General features: G+C 48.0%; 22 protein-coding genes. 8 read left to right on the top strand and 14 right to left on the bottom strand.

Annotated elements, in window-relative coordinates; all coding sequences use genetic code 11:
• Nucleotides 1–2: 2 nt before the first annotated feature.
• Entirely contained in the window at nt 3–1,367 is a 1,365-nt protein-coding gene (locus H6A28_RS01530; protein WP_239465214.1) for an MATE family efflux transporter, read from the bottom strand.
• 186 nt (nt 1,368–1,553) lie between these two features.
• On the bottom strand, nt 1,554–4,172 hold the full coding sequence (alaS, locus tag H6A28_RS01525; protein WP_204478632.1) for an alanine--tRNA ligase: 2,619 nt from the start codon (nt 4,170–4,172) through the stop codon (nt 1,554–1,556).
• Between the two features lie 133 nt (nt 4,173–4,305).
• Here alaS and H6A28_RS01520 point away from each other — a divergent pair, with 133 nt between their 5' ends.
• Entirely contained in the window at nt 4,306–5,271 is a 966-nt protein-coding gene (locus H6A28_RS01520; protein ID WP_204474623.1) for a M23 family metallopeptidase, read from the top strand.
• Nucleotides 5,272–5,284: 13 nt separating this feature from the next.
• The gene (locus H6A28_RS01515) at nt 5,285–5,632 is read left to right on the top strand and encodes a MerR family transcriptional regulator (protein ID WP_204474625.1); all 348 of its coding nucleotides are present in this window, start codon (nt 5,285–5,287) and stop codon (nt 5,630–5,632) included.
• Nucleotides 5,633–5,700: 68 nt separating this feature from the next.
• Here the strand turns inward: H6A28_RS01515 and nth are convergent, their stop codons facing one another.
• Genes nth through H6A28_RS01500 form a run of 3 tightly spaced genes read right to left on the bottom strand, consistent with a single transcriptional unit; the run spans nt 5,701 to nt 8,288 of the window.
• Nucleotides 5,701–6,342: an endonuclease III gene (nth, locus tag H6A28_RS01510; RefSeq protein WP_204478631.1), complete on the bottom strand. Its 642-nt coding sequence runs from the start codon at nt 6,340–6,342 to the stop codon at nt 5,701–5,703.
• 31 nt (nt 6,343–6,373) lie between these two features.
• Nucleotides 6,374–7,414 carry a magnesium/cobalt transporter CorA gene (gene corA / locus H6A28_RS01505; RefSeq protein ID WP_204474629.1) on the bottom strand — a complete coding sequence of 347 codons (1,041 nt, stop codon included), beginning with the start codon at nt 7,412–7,414 and terminating at the stop codon, nt 6,374–6,376.
• A 13-nt stretch (nt 7,415–7,427) separates the two neighbouring features.
• Nucleotides 7,428–8,288: a nitroreductase family protein gene (locus H6A28_RS01500; protein WP_204474632.1), complete on the bottom strand. Its 861-nt coding sequence runs from the start codon at nt 8,286–8,288 to the stop codon at nt 7,428–7,430.
• A gap of 378 nt (nt 8,289–8,666) precedes the next feature.
• Here H6A28_RS01500 and H6A28_RS01495 point away from each other — a divergent pair, with 378 nt between their 5' ends.
• From H6A28_RS01495 to queF, 3 genes are read left to right on the top strand one after another with little or no spacing between them, the layout of a single operon-like run.
• Nucleotides 8,667–9,353, top strand: coding sequence for a queuosine precursor transporter (locus tag H6A28_RS01495; RefSeq protein WP_204474634.1), 687 nt, complete (start codon nt 8,667–8,669; stop codon nt 9,351–9,353).
• An 8-nt stretch (nt 9,354–9,361) separates the two neighbouring features.
• The gene (queC, locus tag H6A28_RS01490; RefSeq protein ID WP_022354805.1) at nt 9,362–10,024 is read left to right on the top strand and encodes a 7-cyano-7-deazaguanine synthase QueC; all 663 of its coding nucleotides are present in this window, start codon (nt 9,362–9,364) and stop codon (nt 10,022–10,024) included.
• 2 nt (nt 10,025–10,026) lie between these two features.
• Nucleotides 10,027–10,485 (top strand): preQ(1) synthase, encoded by a 459-nt coding sequence (queF, locus tag H6A28_RS01485; protein WP_022354806.1) that lies wholly within the window; start codon nt 10,027–10,029, stop codon nt 10,483–10,485.
• An 87-nt stretch (nt 10,486–10,572) separates the two neighbouring features.
• On the opposite strand, the gene H6A28_RS01480 is transcribed toward queF, so the two are convergent.
• The gene (locus tag H6A28_RS01480) at nt 10,573–12,420 is read right to left on the bottom strand and encodes a DNA polymerase III subunit gamma/tau (protein ID WP_204478630.1); all 1,848 of its coding nucleotides are present in this window, start codon (nt 12,418–12,420) and stop codon (nt 10,573–10,575) included.
• Between the two features lie 118 nt (nt 12,421–12,538).
• On the opposite strand from H6A28_RS01480, the gene H6A28_RS01475 reads away from it, so the two are divergent.
• The 3 genes from H6A28_RS01475 to H6A28_RS01465 are packed head-to-tail and all read left to right on the top strand — an operon-like array spanning nt 12,539 to nt 14,219.
• Nucleotides 12,539–12,841, top strand: coding sequence for an FtsB family cell division protein (locus H6A28_RS01475; RefSeq protein WP_204474638.1), 303 nt, complete (start codon nt 12,539–12,541; stop codon nt 12,839–12,841).
• Between the two features lie 12 nt (nt 12,842–12,853).
• Nucleotides 12,854–13,183 (top strand): hypothetical protein, encoded by a 330-nt coding sequence (locus H6A28_RS01470; RefSeq protein ID WP_374046886.1) that lies wholly within the window; start codon nt 12,854–12,856, stop codon nt 13,181–13,183.
• Nucleotides 13,184–13,196: 13 nt separating this feature from the next.
• On the top strand, nt 13,197–14,219 hold the full coding sequence (locus H6A28_RS01465) for an AI-2E family transporter (RefSeq protein ID WP_204474642.1): 1,023 nt from the start codon (nt 13,197–13,199) through the stop codon (nt 14,217–14,219).
• Here H6A28_RS01465 and miaA read toward each other — a convergent pair.
• The 8 genes from miaA to H6A28_RS01425 all read right to left on the bottom strand — a co-directional run bounded on the left by miaA (nt 14,206) and on the right by H6A28_RS01425 (nt 22,804).
• Nucleotides 14,206–15,117 (bottom strand): tRNA (adenosine(37)-N6)-dimethylallyltransferase MiaA, encoded by a 912-nt coding sequence (gene miaA, locus H6A28_RS01460; RefSeq protein WP_204478629.1) that lies wholly within the window; start codon nt 15,115–15,117, stop codon nt 14,206–14,208. The genes H6A28_RS01465 and miaA overlap by 14 nt on opposite strands.
• Nucleotides 15,118–15,214: 97 nt before the next feature.
• Entirely contained in the window at nt 15,215–15,772 is a 558-nt protein-coding gene (locus H6A28_RS01455; protein WP_204474644.1) for an IS1096 element passenger TnpR family protein, read from the bottom strand.
• Between the two features lie 45 nt (nt 15,773–15,817).
• Nucleotides 15,818–16,585 (bottom strand): acyl-ACP--UDP-N-acetylglucosamine O-acyltransferase, encoded by a 768-nt coding sequence (lpxA, locus tag H6A28_RS01450; RefSeq protein ID WP_204478628.1) that lies wholly within the window; start codon nt 16,583–16,585, stop codon nt 15,818–15,820.
• A gap of 1 nt (nt 16,586) precedes the next feature.
• Entirely contained in the window at nt 16,587–17,972 is a 1,386-nt protein-coding gene (locus tag H6A28_RS01445) for a bifunctional UDP-3-O-[3-hydroxymyristoyl] N-acetylglucosamine deacetylase/3-hydroxyacyl-ACP dehydratase (RefSeq protein ID WP_204474646.1), read from the bottom strand.
• Between the two features lie 4 nt (nt 17,973–17,976).
• Complete coding sequence (gene lpxD, locus H6A28_RS01440; RefSeq protein WP_204474647.1) at nt 17,977–19,017, bottom strand: UDP-3-O-(3-hydroxymyristoyl)glucosamine N-acyltransferase; 1,041 nt, start codon at nt 19,015–19,017, stop codon at nt 17,977–17,979.
• A 283-nt stretch (nt 19,018–19,300) separates the two neighbouring features.
• The gene (pyrF, locus tag H6A28_RS01435) at nt 19,301–20,125 is read right to left on the bottom strand and encodes an orotidine-5'-phosphate decarboxylase (RefSeq protein ID WP_204474648.1); all 825 of its coding nucleotides are present in this window, start codon (nt 20,123–20,125) and stop codon (nt 19,301–19,303) included.
• Between the two features lie 63 nt (nt 20,126–20,188).
• Complete coding sequence (gene prfA / locus H6A28_RS01430) at nt 20,189–21,298, bottom strand: peptide chain release factor 1 (protein ID WP_204478627.1); 1,110 nt, start codon at nt 21,296–21,298, stop codon at nt 20,189–20,191.
• 336 nt (nt 21,299–21,634) lie between these two features.
• Nucleotides 21,635–22,804, bottom strand: a complete 1,170-nt coding sequence (locus H6A28_RS01425) for an AIR synthase related protein (RefSeq protein ID WP_204474652.1) — start codon at nt 22,802–22,804, stop codon at nt 21,635–21,637.
• Nucleotides 22,805–22,863 lie beyond the last annotated feature (59 nt).

Genomic DNA, 22,863 nt, shown 5'->3' with positions numbered 1-22,863 from the left:
GTTTAGGATGGGAGTTTCGAAAGAGGCTGTCGGTCCGTACGAAGGGTTTTCAATACCGGAATGGTCAACGGGAGTGACATCAGGAACGAACACAAATCGGATACGGCCTGACACATCTCCACTCCTTCCAGTTGCAGGAAATACGGAAGAACCAGTATCAGCGGAATGAAGAACAGTCCCTGGCGGGCAGACGATAAGGCCACGGCCCGTTTGGGTTGGCGGATGGTTTGCAGAAGCATGTTGCACAGGATGACCCATGCACCCAGTGGGAGGGTAATAAGTTGCCAGCGTAAGGCATCAGCTCCTACTGCGATGACTTGCGGGTCTTCTTTCCGGAACCAGGATATGATTTCCGGCGAATAAATAAAACCGATGATGGAACAGATGGCCAGGAAGATAAGACCTACTTTCACGCAGTACTTGAATCCCTGAAGTACTCGGCGGTTCAGACCAGCTCCATAGTTGAATCCGCAGACCGGTTGGAAACCTTGTCCGAAACCGATGACGAAGGCATTGATGAACATGCAGATGCGGGTGACGATGGACATACCAGCAATGGCCGCATCCCCGAAGTTGCCGGCGGATACGTTCAGCAGGATGGTAGAAATACTGGCCAGTCCCTGTCGGCACAAGGAAGGGCTTCCTCCGTAGACAATCTCTTTCAGATAAGCTGGAGTGGGCGTAAAATAGCGGTAGTTGATACGGATGTTTTCGCCTTTACGATCCATGAACATCAGGATGGTAAAGCTGCATACCTGACTGATGAAGGTAGACCAAGCCGCTCCTGCAATACCCATGTCGAATACGAAAATCAACAGTGGGTCAAGGGCAATGTTCAAGAAAGCTCCCACTGTAATTCCAATCATGGCATATACGGCATTTCCCTGGAAACGCATCTGGTTATTCAGTACCAAGGAAGAAGCCATGAAAGGAGCTCCTAACAGGATAATGCCTAGATACGTCTTGGCGTAGGGTAGGATGGTAGGGGTAGACCCTAAGGCTATGCAAATTGGTTCCAGAAAAAGCAATCCGAAAAGGGCAATCAGAAAGCCGATAAAAAAGGCGCAGAAGAAACCGGTAGCCGCCATTCTCTCCGCACTTCGGTAGTCTCGGGCCCCCAGCCGTCGGGAGATAAAGTTGCCCGAACCATGTCCACAAAAGAAACCGAATGCCTGGATAATGGCCATGATGGAAAAGGAGATACCTACAGCCGCGGTAGACTGGGTATTGATTTTTCCGACGAAGTAAGTATCGGCCATGACATAGAAAGAGGTAACCAGCATACTGATGATGGTCGGAATGGCCAGTCCACGGATGAGGCGTGGTACCGGTGCCGTGGTCATAAGGGTATATTTATCTTGGGGCATGGTTGTCTGTTTGATCGAATAGAACAGCAGCAAAAGTACGAAAAAAACGGCAGTATGGAAAGTTCAATTCAACCAAACTTCGGTTGGATAGAGGGAGGTGGGCATAAAAAATCCTCCTTATCGACTATTTTAAGGGGATAAGGAGGATTTATGGTAAATAGAGTTGCTATTTTTTGTGTAGCAGGATTAGAATCCGGCCAGTTCAATCACTTTGTCTACTGCAGCGGTCAGACCATCCGGATTTTTACCTCCGGCAGTTGCAAAGTGAGGCTGTCCACCACCACCACCTTGAATCAGTTTGGCAGCTTCGCGAACCAGCTGTCCGGCATTCAGTCCGGCTTTCACCTGGTCATCGCTCATGGTGACAGTCAGTAGCGGTTTGTTTTCAAATACGCTACCGATTACCACGAACAAGTTTTCAGCGAACTGTCCTTTCAATTGGAAGGCAATGTTCTTCACTGCATCGGCTGGCATCGGAAGAACGGCTTTGATGACTTTCACACCGTTGACTTCTTTGGCGTTTTCAATCAGCTTGTTCTTTACGGTGGCTTCTTTTTCTTTCATGAATTCTTCTACCTGTTTCTTCAGACCGGCATTTTCGTCGATGTACTTGGTAATGGCAGCCTTCAGGTCTGGAGCATTGTTGAACAACGCTTTCAGGTCGTTGATGGTATCTTGTACGGTATCGAACATTTCTTCAACCTTGGCACCGGTTACGGCTTCAATACGGCGTACACCTGCGGCTACAGAGCTTTCTGACAAGATTTTCACCATACCAATCTTTCCGGTAGCCGATACGTGTGTACCTCCACAGAACTCGATGGATGAACCGAACTGTACGACACGTACTTCGTCGCCGTATTTTTCACCGAACAGAGCGATGGCACCCAGTTCCTTGGCTTTTTCAATCGGCAGGTTACGATATTCTGTCAAAGGAATGTCTGCACGGATCTTGGCATTGACCAAGTGTTCCACTTCACGCAGCTGTTCCGGAGTCACTTTCTGGAAGTGAGAGAAGTCGAAACGCAGAGAATCTGGTGTCACCAAAGAACCTTTCTGTTCTACGTGTGTACCCAGTACCTGACGGAGGGCTTCATCCAGCAAGTGTGTACAAGAGTGGTTGGCGGCACAAGCGGCACGTTTGTCGGTATCCACACAAGCCATCATCGGGGCATCCAGATGTTCCGGCAATTTCTTGGCGATATGAATCGGAAGGTTGTTTTCCTTCTTGGTATCGATGATGTCGATGGTTTCAAATTCGTTGACCAGTACACCGGTATCACCTACCTGACCACCACTTTCTGCATAGAACGGAGTTTCGCTCAATACAATCTGGTAGAGGGTCTGGTTTTTCTGTTTGATTTGGCGGTAACGCAAGATGCTGGTTTCATATTCTGTGTAGTCGTAACCTACGAATTTGGTTTCACCTTCCTTCAAGGTTACCCAGTCGCCTGTTTCTACGGCAGCCGCATTACGTGCACGCTGTTTCTGTTTCTGCATTTCTGCTTCGAAACCTTTCACGTCGGCTGTCAGACCGTTTTCACGAAGAATCAGTTCAGTCAAGTCGAACGGGAATCCGAAGGTATCGTATAATGTAAAGGCATCTACTCCGCTGATTTCAGTCTTTCCGGCAGCTTTTGTTTCGTTCATAATCTTGTCGAGCAGACGGATACCTGTTTCCAAGGTGCGGAGGAAGGATTCTTCTTCTTCCTTGATTACTTTTTCAATCAACGGTTGCTGTGCTTTCAATTCCGGATAAGCAGTACCCATGTTTTCTACCAGTACAGGTACCAGTTTGTACATGAAGGCCTGTTTCTGTCCTAAGAAAGTATAAGCGTAACGTACGGCACGGCGCAGGATACGACGGATGACGTAACCAGCCTTGGCATTAGACGGCAACTGTCCGTCGGTAATAGAGAAGGCAATGGTACGGATGTGGTCGGCTACCACACGCATGGCTACATCCACTTTCGGATCCTCGCCATATTTCTTGCCAGACAAGTCACCGATTACTTTGATAATGGGCTGGAAGATGTCTGTATCGTAGTTGGAAGTTTTTCCTTGCAGGGTGCGTACCAGACGTTCAAATCCCATACCGGTATCGATCACTTTGGCTGGAAGCGGTTCCAGGGTTCCGTCTGCCTTGCGGTTGTATTGCATGAATACGAGGTTCCAGATTTCGATGACCTGCGGATGGTCTTTGTTTACCAGTTCGCGTCCCGGAACGGCTGCTTTTTCTTCGGCTGAACGGGAGTCGATGTGGATTTCAGAACATGGACCGCAAGGACCTGTATCACCCATTTCCCAGAAATTATCGTGCTTGTTACCGTTGATGATGTGGTCTGCAGGGAAGTACTGTGCCCAGTAGCCGGCAGCTTCATCGTCACGGGCAAGACCTTCTTCAGGGCTTCCTTCAAATACGGTAACATACAAGTCTTTCGGGTCCAGTTTCAATACTTCTACCAGGTATTCGTATGCCCAGCCAATCACTTCTTTCTTGAAGTAGTCGCCGAATGACCAGTTACCCAACATTTCGAACATGGTGTGGTGGTACGTATCGTGACCTACTTCTTCCAGGTCATTATGCTTTCCGCTCACACGCAAACATTTCTGTGAGTCGGTTACACGTTTGTATTTAGCAGGATGGTTGCCAAGTATGATGTCCTTGAACTGGTTCATACCGGCATTGGTGAACATCAGCGTAGGGTCGTCTTTGATGACCATCGGTGCAGAAGGCACAATCTGATGTCCTTTTGACTCAAAGAATTTGACGAATGAGTCACGGATTTCATTTGCTGTCAACATAGTCGTTATATTGTCTTGTAGTTAATATTCTCAAAATTGATTTGCAAAGATAATCGGTTTTATTATTTTTGTCTGTATGTTTGGTGCAAAAACTTGATGTTTTGTTGCTTAAATTTTTCCAAAATCGAACGACATGCGTAAAGTCTACTATATTTACAATCCGAAAACACGTACTTACGACCGCATTTATCCTACCATGCGGCAGCGTGCTTTGAGCTATCTCAGGCAACTGTTTGTGGGAATGGGATTAGGGGCCGGAAGCTTTATCCTGTTGTTATGGATTTTCGGGTCTCCTTCGGAGAAAGACCTTCGGACAGAGAACTCCCGGCTTTTGTCGCAATATGCCATTCTTTCTTCCCGTTTGGAAGAAGCGGAAGGAGTGATGCAACGTTTGCAGCAACGCGACGACAATATTTATCGGGTCATGATGCAAGCCGATCCTTTGCCGGATGAACAGCGTTCGGCCGCAGTCAACAATGAGCGTTACAAGGAATTGATGGATATGGCCAACAGTCGGTTGGTGATTCATACTACACAGAAAATGGACGACTTGGAAAAGAAAATTTATGCCCAGTCGAAATCATTTGATGAGGTGGTGGCGCTTTGCAAACAGCATGATAAAATGTTGGCAAGCATTCCGGCCATACAGCCGGTGGCCAATAAAAACTTGAAACAGACGGCTTCCGGATATGGTATGCGAGTGGACCCCATTTATAAAACGGTGAAATTTCATGCCGGAATGGATTTCTCGGCCAATGTGGGTACACCGGTCTATGCTACCGGTAACGGACGGGTGAGGCAGGCCGGATGGGACGGGCTTTATGGAAATTGTATCATTATCGACCATGGGTTCGGATATGTAACCCGTTACGCGCATCTGAATAAAATTGAAGTGCGAGTAGGACAGCAGGTCAGCCGTGGAGAAGTAATCGGGGAAGTCGGTTCTACCGGAAAGAGTACAGGACCTCATTTGCATTATGAGGTGCGGGTGAAAGGCAAGATTGTCAATCCGGTCAACTATTATTTCATGGACTTGGATGCGGATGAGTATGAGAAGATGATTGAACTGGCCGCAAATCACGGACGGGTATTCGATTAAAGAAAAATGACGTATGGCTTTGAAAACAGAAAAAGAACTGAAACTATATTATTCCATCAGTGAAGTGGCAAAGATGTTCGATGTGAATGAATCGCTGCTGCGTTATTGGGAAAAGGAGTTTCCGATGATTTCTCCTAAAAAGACGGGAGGAAATGTCCGTCAGTACCGGAAGGAAGACATCGAAAACATTCGGCTGGTGTATCACCTTGTGAAGGAAAAAGGGATGACGCTGGCAGGGGCCAAACAACGTCTGAAACAGAACCGAGAAGAAACCTTGCAGACAGCCAATGTGGTAGAACGCCTGAAGCGTATCCGGGAAGAACTGATGAGTATGCGGAAAGAATTGGATTACTTGACTTGATTATAGGAATATTTGAAAGAAAAACGGCATGCAGAGGAGAAGAGTTTGCATGCCGTTTTTTTATTTGATCAGATGGCTTTCAGCGATTCCTTGCATATCCCGTTGAGTCCGCAGCTCTCACATTTGGGGGCGCGAGCCGTGCAGACGTAGCGTCCGTGGAGAATCAGCCAGTGGTGTGCGGTAGGAATCAGGTTTTCGGGAATGTATTTCACCAGTTCCTTTTCGGTAGCCAGCGGGGTGGTACACGTACGCGGAACCAGTCCGATGCGATGGCTCACACGGAACACGTGGGTGTCTACGGCCATGGCTGCCTTGTGGAAGACAACACTTTGGATGACGTTGGCGGTCTTTCGCCCTACGCCCGGCAGTTTCACCAGTTCTTCCAGCGTGTCGGGTACGGTGCTGTGAAAATCGCGCACCAGCATCTGAGCCATGCCTACCAGGTGTTTGGCTTTGTTGTTCGGGTAGCTGACGCTGCGGATGTATTCAAACACGACTTCCGGAGTGGTGGCAGCCAGGGCCTCCGGTGTAGGGAAGTCGTGGAAGAGAGGAGGGGTAATCATATTGACTCGCTTGTCGGTGCACTGGGCACTCAGGATGACAGCTATCAGCAGTTCAAACGGGTTGTTGTAGTGCAGTTCGGTTTCGGCCACAGGCATGGCTTTCTGAAAATATTCAATGACTTTCTGATAAAGTTCTTTCTTGCGCATAATTTGTCAATAAATTAAAGGTGTGGATAAATCAATACCATTTCTTTCGTTTGAAAAACAGGTAGACTGCGACTCCAGTCACGAGCATGATGCCCCAGGCCATCAGGTACCCGTATTTCCATCCCAGTTCGGGCATCCATTCGAAGTTCATCCCCCAAATGCCGGCCAGGAAGGTCAGCGGAATGAAGATAGTGGATACGATGGTGAGCTGTTTCATGATGTTGTTCATCCGCTGGTCGTTGTTCGACAGGTAAAGGTCGACCAGGGCCGAAATCATATCACGGCAGCCGTCGAGGGTCTGCAACACGAATTGCAGGTGGTCGTTCACGTCGGTAAAGAACGGGCGGTTGGCCTTGTGGAGTAGCACGTTGTCCGTATGAAACAGTTTGTTCATCTGTTCCTTCAGCGGAAGGATGCACTTCTTGATGAGGCGGGCATTTCTTCGGTAAGGCTGTATGTCTTCCAGTTTCAGGTCGCCCCGGGTTTCGGGCGAAAGTAGCGATTCTTCCATGTCTTCCAGTTCATCTTCCATGCGGGAGATGATGGACATGAAGCTGGTCATGACGCTGTTTAGGGCCACACTGAGCAGGAAGTCCGACTGGCGATTCCGGATTTTCAGCGTATTGTTTTTCAGGGCTGTATGGATTTCATTGAAGAAATCGCTGTCATGCTCCATGAAGGTAAGCACGAAATTGCTACCCTGTACGATGCAGAGTTGTTGCGGCACGTACGTGTTTTCCTCGTGTGCCGACAGCTGTTTCAGGATGACCACGTTGTAGGTCTCGTGTTCCTCGATTTTGGTCAGGTGTTCGGCGTTGAGAATATCCTGCGTGGTGAGGAAGTTGATGTGGAAGAAGTCGCATAGATCCTGTATCACCTGCGTGTTCTGCAATCCGTAAACCTGGACCCAGTTGATGGCATCGGCTTGGATAAGCGGCTCCAATTCTTTCATGGACGTTCCTTGATGGAACTCTGCTTTTTCGGCGTTGTAGGTACAAAGGTGCAGGTGTGTGGGGGTATGGCTGGCTCCCGTATAATTCAGTTTCTCACTCAGCTGGTTATTCTTTGTCATGACCTTTCAATATTTAGTCGATTCTTTTCAGTGAAAGTTCTTTTCTGTCAATATACTTGTCGAAGCGGAAGGAAGGCATACCCAAAGCCATACCGGCATGAATCGTACAGCCTTCAATGCCTAACAGCTTCTGCAATTCTTTTTTCCGGTTCATGCTGGCTGCTGTGCATACAAATCCGGTGTAGAACTGGGCCACGCCGAGGGCTTCGGCCATCAGCGACGCATTCTGGTAGGCCAGGTTGCAGTCCTGGCATCCGAAACGGGCTTTCTTTTCCGTGTAGAAGAAGAGGACCGCTGCAGCTCCGCGAAGAATGCCGTCGTTTCCTTTGTCAAACTCTTCTTGCAGTTGCTTGAACACCGGAATGTAACGGTAGTTGGAGGGCATGATGGGCTTCAATATCATCTTCACCAAGGGATTTTCCACTGTACGTACAATGGACATGAACGTACCGAGGGTGAGGCGGCTGATTTCCGTCAATGTTTCCGGGCGGGTAATCAGTACCATCTTGACTTCCTGCGCATTGGTGGCAGTCGGAGCGCGGTGAGCCGCTTCAATGATGCGTTGTAAGGCTTCTTCCGGAATCCGTTCTTTGGAAAACGCCCGGTTGGAGCGGCGGGAACGCATCAGCAGTTCCACCTGGTCGGCAGTAGGCAGCTGGTTCCGGTCGAAGGAGTGGACTCTCTCCGGTGGAAAATCGGAATGGACGATGGAGTTTGTCGGGCAAACAGCCACGCACTGTCCGCAACTGATGCAGTTTTCGGTATTTACCTCTATGCCTTTGTCTTCACGGAAGGTGAACAGCGCCGAAGGACATATTCTGACGCATTTTTTGCAACGTATGCAGGTATTTTGATGAATCTGTATTTGAACCATTGTCTATAGAATGAGTTTAGCTACATGATGCACAAAGGTACGATTTTTATTTGTTTTTCTCCTTGCATTTAAGGTCTTTCTCCGAAGAGATTTTTCTGTCCCACAGTGTGGGATATAAAAACCACAGTGTGGGATACATATTTCACAGTGTGGAATACAAATCCCGCAGTGTGGGACAGAGAATATGTATGGGCGAAAAGAAGTAAGTGAGGTGGTGTTTGAAGCTATTGGAACGGGAAAGTGTGATTATGCGGATGAAACTGCATGGCAGTCCCGAAAATTCTTTGTATCTTTGCGCCCGATTAAAAGAGAACATTTACATGCGATGCCGTGAATAGCGGTCGTGTATTCTAGAACACCACGTAAAAAACAGGAGCGATGAAAAAAGAAAATCTCGTATCAGTGCCTTTTATGGTTTTGGGCATTGTGTTTTGTGTCTGCCTGGTGGCGGCCAATCTGTTAGAAACCAAAGTCGTACAATTAGGTCCGATTTCCGTGACCGCCGGACTCATTGTTTTTCCGATTTCTTATATTATTAATGACTGTATTGCCGAAGTGTGGGGCTTCCGCAAGGCACGTCTAATTATCTGGATGGGATTCCTGATGAATTTCATGGTGGTGGCCATGGGACAGCTGGCCGTAGCCCTTCCTGCCGCTCCGTTCTGGGAGGGGGAAGAGAGCTTCAACTTCGTGTTCGGCATGGCGCCGCGTATTGCTGCTGCCAGTCTGGCGGCCTTCCTGGTAGGTTCATTCATCAATGCGTATGTGATGAGCCGCATGAAAGTGGCTTCCCATGGAAAGAATTTTTCGGCCCGTGCTATCTTGTCGACCGTAGCCGGTGAGGGAGCCGATTCACTGATTTTCTTCCCGCTGGCGTTCGGGGGACTGATGCCGGTGAGTGAACTGGTCAAGATGATGGTGGTACAGGTGGTACTCAAAACCCTGTATGAGGTGATTGTGTTGCCGGTAACCGTACGCGTAGTGAAATACATCAAGCGGGTGGACGATACGGATGTCTATGACGAGCACATCTCATACAATGTATTAAAAATCAAGGAAATTTAAAGGATATGATGAATCAGAACGAGGCCCTTGTCGTATTCAGCGGCGGACAGGACTCTACTACCTGTCTTTTTTGGGCGAAGAAGCATTTTAAGAAAGTACATGCACTGAGTTTCCTCTACGGACAGAAGCATGAAAAAGAAGTGGAACTGGCACGCAAGATTGCAGAGAAGGCAGGCGTGGAGTTTGACGTGATGGATGTGTCGTTCATCGGTCACCTAGGCAAAAACTCGCTGACGGATACTTCCATCCACATGGATGAAGTGAAGCCGAAAGATTCTTTCCCGAATACGTTTGTGCCGGGACGGAATCTGTTTTTCCTGAGCATCGCGGCGGTATATGCCCGTGAACGAGGAATCTTCCATCTGGTGACCGGAGTTTCACAAACGGACTTCAGTGGTTATCCGGATTGTCGCGATTCGTTTATCAAGTCGCTCAACGTGACGCTGAACCTGGCCATGGATGAGCAGTTTGTAATTCATACACCGTTGATGTGGATTGACAAGGCGCAGACCTGGGCTCTGGCCGATGAATTGGGCGTACTGGATTTAGTACGGAACGAAACACTAACATGCTATAACGGCATTCCGGGTGACGGTTGCGGACATTGTCCGGCCTGCAAGTTGCGCCGCGAGGGACTGGAAAAATATTTGGCTTCAAAAGAAAACAAATGAGTATGGAAAGAAAAGATGAACTGACTTTGTTAGGCAACAAGAAAACCGTATATAAACAGGATTATGCCCCGGAAGTGCTGGAAGCATTTGTGAACAAGCATCCTGAGAATGATTACTGGGTGCGTTTCAACTGTCCGGAGTTCACCAGCCTCTGTCCGATTACAGGGCAGCCGGACTTCGCGGAAATCCGTATCAGCTACCTGCCGGATGTAAAGATGGTGGAGAGCAAGAGCTTGAAACTGTATTTGTTCAGCTTCCGTAACCACGGAGATTTTCACGAGGATTGTGTGAACATCATCATGAAGGACCTGATCAAGCTGATGGATCCGAAATACATTGAGGTGACAGGAATCTTTACGCCACGTGGGGGGATTTCCATCTATCCGTACTGTAACTACGGCCGTCCGGGCACGAAGTACGAGGAACTGGCCGAGTATCGGATGAAGAATCATGACTTGTAAGCCAAGTGGCTGAAAGATAAAAGATAACGGGCGGAGAAACTGATTTTGAGGTTTCTCCGCCCGTTGTTATGTGGATGAAATGAGTTTTTAAGAGAGTTCCAATCCCAAAGCCTCCTTGAGTTTCAGCAGGCTGGGATTCTTTTTGCTCATCATTTGGAAACGCTCTACGTGGCTGTAGGCCCGTACGTTTTCATTGGCTTCGCTCACCCGCGTGGTCATCTTGATTTTGCGGTTGTGTAGCTTCTTTTGCAAGTGGGCTTCTATCTGAGGAGCCAGCTGCTGCATGTATTTCTGGACCATGCCATTGTCTACAGCCACTTCAAAGGTATGCTGGTCGGCCAGCAGATGCGGGTGCATGTTTCTCATACGTCCGGCATTGGCTGCTTCTTCCTTGGGTAGCAGGCTGGCAAACTCACGCCAGTAGTAACCCAAATCTTTTTCATTGAAAATATAGTCTTCCCAGTTGTCGGCCGCAGGTGACACCGAAGCTTGCTGTGCGGCAGGTTGTGAAGCCGGTGCAGCGGGTTGAGCCTGCGCTTTCCGGATAGACATTCCCAAACTTCCAGCCTTGAAGACCGGTGCTTTTTTTTCGGTTGCCGTTTTCGGAAGCGGACTGGCTTTAGTGTAGGGCACTTCTGCCTGCTTTAAAGTGGTCGTATAAGGCTGTGCCTGTGGAGCCGGTTGAGCAGGTTGAGGCTGCGGAACCGGTTGAGTTACCGGAGCGGCTGTGGCAGTTGGAGCCGTGTGGGTCTGCTGTGCCGCGGGCTGACCGGCTTGTGCGGTGTGGAAAACGGGAGATAATTGTTTCTTAGGGCTACGCCCACTGCCCGTGTCTTCCGGTTCGGCTGTCAGCTGTGCCAACTGAATCAATGTCAGTTCCACCAGCAGGCGTTTGTTTTTGCTCTGGCGGTAATTCAGGTCGCAGTCGTTGCACAGCTTCATGGCCTTGTACAAGAACTGTGGGGTACATTTCTGTGCCTGTGCCTGGTATCGTTCGCGGATGGAAGCCCCCGTTTCCAGCAGTTGCAGGGTGGCCGGATCGCGGCTCACCAGCAGGTCGCGGAAATGAGACGTCAGTCCGGTGATGAAATGATTGCCGTCGAATCCCTTCCGGAGAATGTCGTTGAAGATCAACAGACAGTCGGAGACTTTATTCTCCAAAAAGAAATCCGTCAGTTTGAAATAATATTCGCAGTCCAGCACATTCAGGTTCTCGATGACACTCTGGTACGTGATGTGTCCGTTGGTGAAGCTCACCACCTGGTCGAAGATGGAGAGGGCGTCACGCATACCTCCATCGGCTTTCTGTGCAATCACGTTCAAGGCTTCCGGTTCGGCTTCGATGTGCTCTTTGCGGGCCACGTTCTCCAGGTGCTCCACTGTGTCGCTGACCGTGATGCGATTGAAGTCATAAATCTGGCACCGGCTGAGGATGGTGGGCAGAATCTTATGCTTCTCCGTGGTAGCCAGGATGAAGATGGCGTGCTGGGGCGGTTCTTCCAAGGTTTTCAGGAAAGCATTGAAAGCCGCCGTAGACAGCATGTGCACCTCATCGATGATGTACACCTTGTATTTACCGATTTGTGGCGGGATACGTACTTGTTCAATTAGTGAACGGATATCCTCTACCGAGTTGTTGGAAGCAGCATCCAGCTCATGGATATTATAGGAACGCTGCTCGTTGAATGCCTTGCACGATTCACATTCGTTGCAAGCCTCTCCTTCTGCCGTGGGATGCAGGCAGTTGATGGTCTTGGCAAAGATACGGGCGCAGGTGGTTTTTCCTACTCCTCGCGGACCGCAGAACAGGTAGGCGTGCGCCAGTTTATGGTTGGCAATGGCATTCTTCAGGGTCGTGGTCAATGCACGCTGTCCTACCACGGTGTCGAACGTAGACGGGCGGTATTTGCGTGCCGATACGATATAATTTTCCATGAGTTGATTCGTTTTTGATTCCTTGATATTTCTGCAAATGTACATAAAATCTCTTTCTTGTCATGGACTTGCTGCGAAATAATTTCTATCTTTGCAAGGTAATAAAGTAGGAATTTTTATGGGTAAACTGGCTAATATCTGGGCTTTTATCGGAAGGCATAAATACCTGGTCACCGTGGGTATCTTTCTGTTGATTATCGGGGTACTGGACGAGAACAGTCTGATACGCCGTATCGCACACAAGCGGGAGATTCATCAGTTGAATACGGAGATTGAGCGCTACCGGAAGCAGTATGAGGAAGACAGCAAGATGCTGAAGGAGATTACCTCGAACAAGGAAGCGTTGGAGAAAGTGGCTCGCGAAAAGTACCTGATGAAAAAGGAAAACGAGGATATTTTTATTTTTGAGGAAGACAAGTAAATGAATGCGAAGATGAAAGACAAACTGGCTGTCGCAGGTGCGGTAGTGTTGTTTATCGGACTGGTGCTTCAGTTTTTGAGACTGGAGTGGGCGCCGTATGTGTATCTGGTGGGTGCCTGTCTGTTTGCCTATGTGCAGCTGGTGTCAGAATATAAGGGTAGTAGTGTGGTAATCCGTCGTTTGCGACGCCAACAGCTTCTCGGTGCGATGTTGCTGGTGCTGACAGGCGTAGTGATGTTGCTTTGGAAACGGAACGAATGGATTGTCTGCCTGACCATTTCTGCGGTGCTGGAGCTTTACACGGCTTTCCGGATTCCGCAAGAGGAAGAAAAGGAAAATTAATCGCGAAAAGCCTATGAAGGAAAGATACTGGAAATATTCACTGGTTGTGTTTATTCTTGGGCTGGGATACCTGCTGTTCCGTCAGGCACAGCCTTTTATGAACGGTATCTTAGGTGGATTTACGCTCTACCTGTTGTTGCGTAATTTTACGTTCTGGCTGCAGACGAAGATGAAACGAGCGTTGGCGGTGTGGCTGGTGACCATCGGGGTGACCCTGTTTATTCTGATTCCGCTTTCCTTGTTTACGTGGGCCATGGTGAGTCAGGTATCCAAGATGCATTTTGATACGGAGGCGATTGTCAGGCCGATAGGAGAGGTAGTAGACTTTATCAAAGAACGGACTGGATTTGATGTAATGTCGGAGAAGAGCCTTTCTTTCTTGGTGTCGCAGGCTTCTTCCATCGGACAGTCGGTGATGAGTGGAGTCAGTGACTTGCTGATTAATCTCTGCGTGGCTATCATGCTGATGTTTTTCATGTTGTATGAGGGCAAAAACATGGAACATTATATTTCCACCTTGCTTCCTTTCAAGGCTGAAAATAAGGTTGAGGTGTTGAAAAAGGTACAGCTGATGGTGCGCTCCAATGCCATCGGTATTCCGTTGCTGGCCATTATCCAGGGGCTTATCTCTTTGGGAGGCTACTTGATTTGCGATGCGCCCAATCCTTTCCTGAGTGCCATGCTGACGGCTTTTGCTTCGGTAATTCCCATTGTGGGTACCGTCCTGGTGTGGGGGCCGATTACGGTGTATTTCTTGATTGTGGGCAATTGGGTGAGTGCCTTGATTATGTTAGGGTACGGGGGACTGATTGTCGCTCAGTGTGATAACCTGATTCGTTTCATCTTGCAGAAGAAGATGGCCGATGTGCATCCTTTGATTACAATTTTCGGAGTAGTGGCCGGTCTTCCTCTGTTTGGTTTCATGGGCATTATTTTCGGGCCGTTGATGGTATCCCTTTTCCTCTTGTTTGTGGAGATGTTCCGCAAGGAGTTTTTGTTGACCGATGAAGACAGTTCTGAAGTCAGTCAAGGTTGATCTGGCTGTCCAAGAACTGCAGGACTTCCTCTTTCTGTTCCGGGTGGAACCAGGTGATTTCGGTATCTCTCTTGAACCAGGTCATTTGTTTCCGGGAGTAAATCCGTGAATTCTGTTTGATTTTCTCGATGGCAAACGGGAGGTCCCATTCCCCGTCCAGGTACTTGAAGATTTCCTTGTAGCCTACGGTATTCAGTGAATTAAGCTGTTTGTAAGGATATACTCGTTTGGCTTCTTCTAACAAGCCTTCTTTCATCATTTCGTCCACACGCTGGTTGATGCGCTGATACAGCTCTTCACGGTCGCGGGTCAGTCCGACTTTGACAATCCGGAAAGGACGTTCCTTCTGCGTACGGGTGCGGAAAGAAGTATAGGTTTTTCCCGTCATGTAGCAGATTTCCAATGCATGAATCACTCTTTTGGGGTTTTTCAGGTCCACAATTCGGTAGTATTCCGGGTCAAGCAGCCGCAATTCGGCACAGAGCGCCTCCAGTCCTTCCGTCTCATAGCGGTGAATCATCAGTTCGCGGGTTTCCTTGTCCACAGTCGGAATGTCATCAATACCTTTGCACACGGCATCCACATACATCATGGAGCCACCGGTCATGACTACTACAGGGTGTGTTTGGAACAACTCGTCCAACTTTTTCAGTACTTCCGTTTCATACTGGGCCGCGCTGTAATAGTCGGTCAGTTCCAGTGTCCCGACAAAATAATGAGGCACTCTCGCCAATTGTGCGGGAGTGGGGGCAGCCGTACCGATTTTCAGGTCCTTGTAGAGCTGACGGGAATCGGAGGAGATAATCGAGGTATGGTAGTGCTCTGCAATGGAAAGGCTTAATTCTGTCTTTCCTACTCCTGTAGGGCCGATGAGTACAATGAGGACGGGCTTTTTCATGAGTGATGGGTCTTAGGGAAAAAAGAAATGTCATTCTGAACCAAAGCCCAGGATGACATTCTTGTAATATTGTGTTGAGTATGGAAAATCAAGACGGTTAGTATTTGTCTTCGTCGTAAGGATTTCCGCTTCCTTCGTTGATGTCGAAACCTTCCGGATCGAAATCTTCCATGTCGTATTCCTGGTCTCCGTAGAAATTCTCATCCAGGTCGAGTGCGGCATTGGTATTCATCTGTTCGTCGAAGTCGATGGTCTGTTTCGGAGCTTCTCCAGTTTTGCGGGAGCATACTGCCTTGTCCAGGTCTTTTCCGGTAATGATTTCCGACAATTCAATGAAGAATACGCGTTCTGCCAATGGGTCAAAGACATACAGCAGTTTCTGCTTTTCGTCTTCCAGCAGTTCGCTGAGACGGGTATCTTTCATCACGTAGGTATCTTCTTCCGAACTGCCTGCACCCATGTCTTCCAGTGTGATTTCAGTTTCTTTTTCCCAGTCATCGTCGCAGATAAAGAAAGAAGTCATTTGATCGTCCTTGTATCCGGTTGACTTCAAGATAGCTTCGTGCAGGTCATAGAAGGAAGCTTCAGAGTCTATTTTGATTTCTCTCAGGAAATCGTCGACTTCGTCAGATATGATTCTAAATTTGTATACCATTTTTTGTTTGTCTTTGGTTGATGTGGTAAATATACAAAATCTTTTTTATCGGATGATGCCTCGCTGTGAGTTTTCTACAAATGAAAGAATATATTCTATTTCTTTGCTCATCGGAACTTCTTTGCGGATAGCTTCGAGGGCATCACTTACCATTTTCCCACTGTTGTAGATGAGGCGATAGGCATTATGAATATTTTCAATTAGTTCGTTGGAGAATCCTCTGCGTCGCAGACCGACAATGTTGATACCGCAATATGCGATAGGATCTCTTCCGGCAATGATGAATGGAGGAATGTCCTTGCTGAAACGGCAGCCTCCCTGAATCATGACGTAACCGCCTACCCGGCAGAACTGGTGCATCAGTACCGAAGCGCTGACAATGGCGTTGTCATCAATGATGACTTCTCCGGCCATTTTGGTCTGGTTGCCGATGATGCATCCGCTTCCTACAAGGGTATCATGGGCCACGTGTACGCCTTCCATCAGGAGGTTGTTGTTGCCGACGATGGTTTTACCTTTGGCGGCTGTGCCTCGGTTGATGGTCACATTCTCACGGATGGTATTGTTGTCACCGATTTCCGCAGTGGTTTCTTCTCCATGAAACTTCAGGTCTTGCGGAATGGCACCGATGACGGCACCTGGGAAAATGCGGTTCCCGTTTCCGATACGGGAACCATATAAAATGTTAGCATTGGGCATGATGACGTTATTGTCACCAATCACCACGTTTTTGTCGATAAAGACAAAAGGACCTATTTCTACGTTTTCTCCGATTTTAGCTTCGGGGTCTATATATGCTAAAGGGCTGATCATGTTACTTGTTTTTTACAATTTGTGCCATAAATTCGGCTTCGCAGACAATCTTTTCTCCCACGAAAATATAGCCCTTCATGGTCGATATGCCGCGGCGAATGGGCGCCATCAGTTCAACTCTGAAAATCAGGGTATCGCCCGGCACTACTTTTTGGCGGAATTTCACATTATCTATTTTCAGGAAATAAGTAGAATATCTTTCAGGCTCGTCTACCGAATTGAGCACCAGCAAGCCTCCTACCTGTGCCATGGCTTCAATTTGCAGCACCCCCGGCATGACCGGTTCCTGCGGGAAATGTCCCTGGAAGAACGGCTCGTTGGAAGTGACATTTTTGATGCCGACGATGTAATTGGCACCGATAGCGATGACTTTGTCGACGAGTTGGAACGGATAGCGGTGAGGAAGCAGCTCACGGATGCGGTTTACATCCATCAGCGGTTCTTCGTTGCAGTTATAAATCGGTGCCTGAATTTCATGCAGGCGGATTTCTTTCCGCAGCTGACGGGCGAACTTGTTGTTGATGGTATGTCCCGGACGGGTCGCGATGATGCGTCCTTTGATGGGTTTACCTACGAGGGCCAAGTCTCCGATAATATCCAACAGTTTATGACGGGCAGGTTCATTCGGCCATACCAACGGAATATGGTTGATGTATCCCAGATGGCTGGCATCCATGTGAGGTACACCCATCACATCGGCCAGCTTGTCAAAGCTTTCCTGCGTCATCTGTTTTTCGTAGATGACGATGGCGTTGTCCAAGTCTCCTCCCTTGATCAGTCCTGCGTTCAGCAACGGTTCGATTTCGCGGACGAACACGAAGGTACGTGCTGAGGCGACTTCCGTAGGGAAGTCTCCCATATTCTCCAACGTGGCATATTGGTTGGTCAGGATTTTGGAGTCGTAAGAAATTAATGTATTGACACTGAACTTGTCATCCGGCAATACGATGATGGAGGAACCCGTTTCCTCGTCACGGAATTCAATTTTTGACTTGATGATGTAATAGTCTTTCGGAGCAGCTTGCTCTTCGATGCCTACTCGTTTGATACATTCCACATAAGCCTTGGCGCTACCATCCAGGATTGGGAATTCCGGTCCGTTTACCTGAATCAGACAGTTGTCGATACCTGCTGCATACAAAGCAGCCAATGCATGTTCTACGGTACTAACTTTTACCCCGTTTTTTGCTAAAACTGTGCCGCGGGTAGTATCCACTACGTTTTCGGCTACCGCATCCAGAATCGGCTGGTCGTCCAAATCGATTCGCTGTATTTTATACCCGTGGTGCTCTGGGGCAGGATTGAACGTCACGGTAAGTTTCACTCCAGTGTGAAGTCCTTTTCCGTTGAGCGAAAAGCTGCCTTTTAAGGTTTGTTGTTTCAACATGGGTTTATTTATTTAGTTGTTTTTTTAATTCTTCAATTTCTTTCTGCAAACGTCCGAGTTCTACGTACATATCCGGAAGTTTCTTGTAGATGGCGGCGGAGCGTGCAAATTGTTTCGGGTCGATGGCCGGGTATCCCATCAGCGTGGAGTGTGATTTGGTATTCCCCGGGATGCCGGACTGTGCGCCGACTGTGACGTGGTCGCCCACTTTGATATGTCCTGCCACACCTACCTGTCCGCCGAACATACACCATTCACCGATTTTGGCCGATCCGGCTACTCCTACCTGTGAAGCCATGACGGTGTTCTTGCCTATTTCTACATTGTGTGCCACTTGGATGAGGTTGTCCAGCTTGACCCCCTGGTGAACAAGCGTAGCTCCCATTGTCGCGCGGTCTACACACGTATTGGCACCTATTTCTACGTTATCTTCAATAATGACAATACCAATTTGAGGAATTTTCTCATATCCTTCCGGTGCCGGAGCAAAGCCGAATCCGTCGGCACCGATGACCGCTCCCGCATGCAGGATACAGTTGTTGCCGATGTGGCAGTCGTGGTAAACGGTAACATGTGGATAAAGAATGGTGTTTGCCCCAATTTTAGCATGACTTCCCACCGTTACTTGCGGATGTATGTAGGCATTGTCACCGATTTCAGCTCCTTCTTCAATGCAGGCAAAAGGACCGATGTAGACATCTTTTCCGATTTTCACATTTTCAGCAATGGAAGCTAATGAGCTGATCCCTTTCTTTTTGGGCATACTCATTTCATAAAGCGTCATCAGCTTGGCCAGACTTTCGTAGGCATCGTCTACCTTTATTAAGGTAGCCTTGATTTCATGCTCCGGATGAAAGTCCTTGTTTACCAATACAATGGTTGATTTTGTATCGTATATGTAATGAGTGTATTTAGGATTGGATAGAAAGGATAATGCTCCCGGTACGCCTTCTTCGATTTTGGCGAAGGTATGTACTTTGGCATTTTCATCTCCAACGATGGTTCCTTGGATATATTCCGCAATTTGTTTAGCTGAGAACTCCATATTTGATTTCTTTTGTTCCTTTGTTTTCCTGGTTGTTTTTCAAATCTTTGCTGCTTGGAAAAGCATACTTACTACTTAATTATGCAAATTACGTGTTTTTTTTTTATATATCCGTGAAAAATGCCAATTATTTGCCGGATATGTCTGCTGATTTTAAGACTAAACCTCCCTGATAGGCCTATTTTTAGCTTTTTTTATGGTGGAAGGATACAAAAGAAGCATAAAGACTGCATGCACAAGCAGGAGTCTTTATGCTTCTTGAAAATGGGGTAAAAACAGAATTTTAGAGGATATTTGCCAGCTGTTTTTCCATCTGCTGCTGTACTTTGTGAGCTTCTTCGCCAGCTACTTTGGCAAAGTTTTCAGTCTTGTCGGCATAGATGATGGCACGGCTGGAGTTGACAATCAGTCCGCATTCCTTGGTCATACCATATTTGCAGACTTCTTCCAGTGAACCACCCTGTGCACCGATACCCGGTACCAGCAGGAAGTGGTGGGGGACGATTTTACGGATGTCTTCAAACATGCGTCCTTGAGTGGCACCTACCACGTACATCATGTTCTGGTCGTTGGCCCATTCCTGTGATTTGCGCAATACTTTCTCGAACAGACGTTCGCCTTCTTTGTCTTCTGTCAGCTGGAAGTCGTGTGAACCTTTGTTGGAAGTCAGTGCCAGCAGGATGACCCATTTGCCTTCGTAGGTGAGGAACGGAGTCACACTGTCTTCGCCCATGTAGGGAGCTACTGTTACAGAGTCGATGTTCAGTTCTTCAAAGAAGGTACGGGCATACATGGCCGAGGTGTTACCGATATCACCACGTTTGGCATCGGCGATGATGAATTGGTCAGGATAGTTTTTCTTGATGTATTCCACTGTCTTTTCGAAAGCGATCCATCCTTTTACACCCATGCTTTCATAGAAAGCTAAGTTAGGTTTATAGGCGATACAGTAAGGGGCAGTGGCATCGATGATTGCCTTATTGAAAGTGAAAATCGGGTCTTCTTCCTTCAGAAGGTGTTCCGGAATTTTCTTGATGTCGGTATCCAGTCCTACACACAAAAAAGATTTTTTCTTTTTGATGTTTTCAAATAATTCCTGTTTGTTCATAATTCTTTTATTAATAATGTGACTTTATTGTTCACGGTAAGGGGTAAAATGATACACCTTTATTTATAATTCGCTTTCTTTCAACCGTTCCGCGTTCTCGGCCACAATCAGATGGTCGATGCAGTCCTGAATGTCGCCGTCCATGAATGCCGCTAAATTGTAGATGGTGTAGTTGATGCGATGGTCGGTGATACGTCCCTGTGGATAGTTGTACGTACGGATTTTGGCCGAACGGTCACCGGTACTCACCATGGTCTTTCGTTTGGAAGCGATGTCATCAATGTACTTCTGGTGCTCCTTGTCGTAGATGAAGGTACGCAGACGGCTCAGGGCGCGTTCCTTGTTCTTCGGTTGGTCGCGGGTTTCAGTACACTCGATGAGGATTTCTTCCACAATACCCGTGTTGGGGTTCTTCCAGTTGTAACGCAGGCGGACACCCGATTCTACCTTGTTCACATTCTGTCCTCCGGCACCTCCGCTTCGGAAAGTATCCCATTTGATTTCGCCTTCGTTGATTTCCACGTCAAAGGGTTCAGCTTCGGGCAGTACGGCTACGGAAGCAGCGGAAGTGTGCACACGTCCCTGGGTTTCGGTGGCCGGTACACGCTGTACGCGATGCACGCCCGATTCGTATTTCAAGGTTCCGTATACTTTCTCTCCGGTGATGGAACAGATGATTTCCTTGAAACCTCCGGCAGCTCCTTCGTTGGCACTGGATACTTCCAGTTTCCAGCCTTTGCGCTCACAGTATTTGGAATACATGCGGAACAAATCACCGGCAAAGATGGCGGCTTCGTCACCTCCCGTACCTCCACGGATTTCCAGGATGGCGTTGCGGTCATCCTGCGGGTCGGCTGGGATAAGTAACAGCTTGATTTCTTCTTCCAACTGGGGAATACGGGCTTCGCAGGCTGCCGCTTCTTCGCGGGCCATTTCCTTCATTTCCGGATCGCTTTCGCCCATCATCATTTTGGCTTCCTCCAGCCCGTTGAGGCATTGCAGGTATTCCTTGCGGGCAGCCATCAGGTCGCCCAGCTCTTTATATTCTTTGGTCAGTTTGACGTATCGTTTCTGGTCGGCTATCACGTTCGGGTCTGTAATCAAGGTCGATACTTCCTCGAAACGTGATACCAAACCGTCTAATTTTTCCAGTAATGTATTGTTTTCTGCCATTCTAATGGAATGCTTATACAGTTGAGTGATGAGATTGGTCTTGGCTTACCATAACCTGCCATAGGCCATCCAGGTAAAGAAAACCAACAATATGAAACCGAGCAAGATGAGCGGCAAGTCTCTTCGGGCTTTCCATTGAAACTCTTTAGTCCCAAAGTATTTCCCAAATACAAAGGAAATGACAAACCCTGGGAGTCCAAAACTAACCATCTTGAGAAAAGGAGAGTCAAGTTCAATGCTAAGATAGAAAAGGACAACCCATACGATGAGTAATCCGGCACTGACAAGGCATCCCTGCTTTTCTTGCGGTTTCATCTAATCGTAAGAGGTAGCTGGTTAGTATTTGAATTCTCCGAATTCAGAACGAATAATCAGTTCCTTGTGGTCACTTTCTTCGATGCGTCCGATAATCTGGGCATCGATGTTGAACGACTTGCTGATTTCAATAACCTGCTCTGCATGTTTCGGTGACAGGTAGACTTCCAGACGGTGTCCCATGTTGAACACTTTGTACATTTCGTCCCATTCGGTACCGCTCTGTTCCTTGATGGTGCGGAACAAAGGAGGCACAGGGAAGAGGTTGTCTTTGATGACCCGGCAGTTGTCGCCTACGAAGTGCAACACTTTTGTTTGGGCGCCGCCTGAGCAGTGAACCATACCGTGGATTTGCGGACGCAGGGTATCCAGCAGTTTCTTGACTACCGGAGCATAGGTACGGGTCGGAGACAGCACCAGTTTGCCGGCATCCAGCGGAGAACCTTCTACCGCATCTGTCAGTTTCAGTTTGCCACTGTAAACCAGTTCTTCAGGTACAGCATGGTCATAGCTTTCCGGATATTTTTCTGCTAGGTATTTGCTGAACACATCGTGACGGGCACTGGTCAGACCGTTGCTGCCCATACCGCCGTTGTATTCTTTCTCATAAGTTGCCTGACCGTAAGAGGCCAGACCCACAATCACATCCCCCGGGCGGATATTGGCGTTGTTGATGACATCCGCGCGTTTCATACGGCAAGTCACTGTACTGTCCACGATGATGGTACGGACCAAATCGCCTACATCGGCGGTTTCTCCACCGGTGGCATAGACACCCACTCCCATTTCACGAAGTTCGGCCAGCAGTTCGTCTGTGCCGTTAATGATGGCTGAAATCACTTCACCCGGTACAAGCAGCTTGTTGCGTCCGATAGTAGAAGATACCAAAATATTGTCTACGGCACCTACGCACAACAAGTCATCGATGTTCATAATCAGAGCATCCTGTGCGATGCCCTTCCATACAGACAAGTCGCCGGTTTCTTTCCAGTACAAATACGCCAGTGAAGATTTGGTACCGGCTCCGTCGGCATGCATGATGTTGCAGTATTCCGGGTCACCTCCTAAAATATCAGGAATAATTTTACAGAATGCATTCGGGAAAATACCTTTGTCAATGTTCTTGATGGCGTTGTGTACATCTTCTTTCGATGCAGATACGCCGCGCTGCATGTATCGTTGATTGCTCATGAGTATAGTAAGTTTGTTTGTTTCAATTGAATGTGCAAATTTAGTGAATATTCCTTTTA

Origin of the sequence: Bacteroides mediterraneensis, from assembly GCF_016900355.1 — a bacterium.
GTDB lineage: Bacteria > Bacteroidota > Bacteroidia > Bacteroidales > Bacteroidaceae > Phocaeicola.
This window is presented reverse-complemented; position numbering and strand designations above follow the sequence as displayed.